The organism is Phocaeicola sp. RTP21198st1_B8_RTP21198_201120, assembly GCF_040929485.1.
In the GTDB taxonomy this organism is placed as follows: domain Bacteria; phylum Bacteroidota; class Bacteroidia; order Bacteroidales; family Bacteroidaceae; genus Phocaeicola; species Phocaeicola dorei.
In genome coordinates this window covers 1-1,310 of sequence record NZ_JBCOCI010000257.1, presented here as the reverse complement: position 1 = coordinate 1,310, position 1,310 = coordinate 1, and the positions used below count along the sequence as shown (strand labels likewise).

The 1,310-nt window shown below is 43.1% G+C and carries 2 pseudogenes; both read right to left on the bottom strand.

Annotated elements, in window-relative coordinates:
* A pseudogene (locus AB5935_RS25150) lies at nucleotides 1–358 on the bottom strand (glycoside hydrolase family 2); the annotation flags it as partial.
* A 105-nt stretch (nucleotides 359–463) separates the two neighbouring features.
* Nucleotides 464–1,310, bottom strand: a pseudogene (locus AB5935_RS25145) (hypothetical protein); the annotation flags it as partial.

Here is a 1,310-nt window from a genome sequence, read left to right as displayed (position 1 = left end):
ATCCGGTACGCATTAGGTAGAGGTCGTCCTGTAATCCACCTTTGATACCTACCACGTAGCGGTCGAAACGGTTATAGTTACGGAAACTTGCCCATATCTGCACTTGGTCTGCATTTTTAGGAGCACGGGCTTTGAAAGAAAATGTATAGTTTTTCCATTCGGGCTTGCCGAACAAAGCGTAAGCGTTTTGGGAGCGGAATACGTTGTCAGCAATGCTGCACGTTCCCCGGCCTACTGTTTTCAATTTTTCACCAGTATTGGAGAAGTCGTTTGTCCATGTAGTTTGGTCTTGTGCCTGTACGCTCAAGCACAAGATACTATATACACAACTTAGAAATGCTTTACTGATTTTATTCATATATATTATAAGCTGATGTTTAGTATAGAAACAGCCATGTTGGAAACCAGAGCGTAGAGCTGATGATTTCGCGACATGGCCGTTTAATTTATGATCAAGAATGATTTATCGGTTGTTCAGTAACATAAGAGCCCACCTTTGATTAGCGTAGTCTGTATTGAACAGAACCTGGAACTGGAGGTTTCCGTGCTCATCCGGAGCTATCGCTTTTTTGATTTTGACGATAAATTGGTTTTCATCTATCAGTTCGAAATGATCCTGTGTCTCGCTGTTTTCAATAAAGAGCTTCAACTCTGCTTTGTTTTTGCAGAAATATTGTTTACAATGGTCGGTGATGACCAAATTTTTGGCGGCATCACTGTATTGTACCAATACCGGCAGTTTCGTGCTGTTTGTAGGACCACCACATACATCGTATGGGAAACCTTGTCTCCAGAACGAGTTGTTGAAAGCCAGACCAAAGTTATATTCTTTTCCTTCTTCCAAGTCACTGAGTTTGTTCTTTGTCGGATCACCTGTTAAAGCTGATACGGAGAGGGCATAGTCTACCGGAGTATGTTCCACTGCTCCGTCTGTACCAAGGATTCTGCCGTCGGCGCATGGTTGTTTGTCGTAGCAGAGATAGAGAAGGAATGTTCCCGGATTACGGACAGGGTCTTTGATAAACCAACGTTCGTCACCATTTGATTGAGCTTGTTGTCCGGCTTCTTCTCCCGCCTTGAATGTCCATGAGAACTTGATACCGCAGTTATCCCCATTGCTGAAGTTTTCTTGGTTCAGGAAATTATAGTTAGCCAGCTCATAGGTGTTGCTTAGTGTCAGTGTGCCTTTGGTTGCATTCCACTTAAAGTTGCCATCCCATTGTTCTTTGGTCTTGTCATTCTGATTGTTTTGATCTAGCGTGAATATAAATTCTGCATCGGCGGGTTTGAAGTCGTACAGACTACTGAGA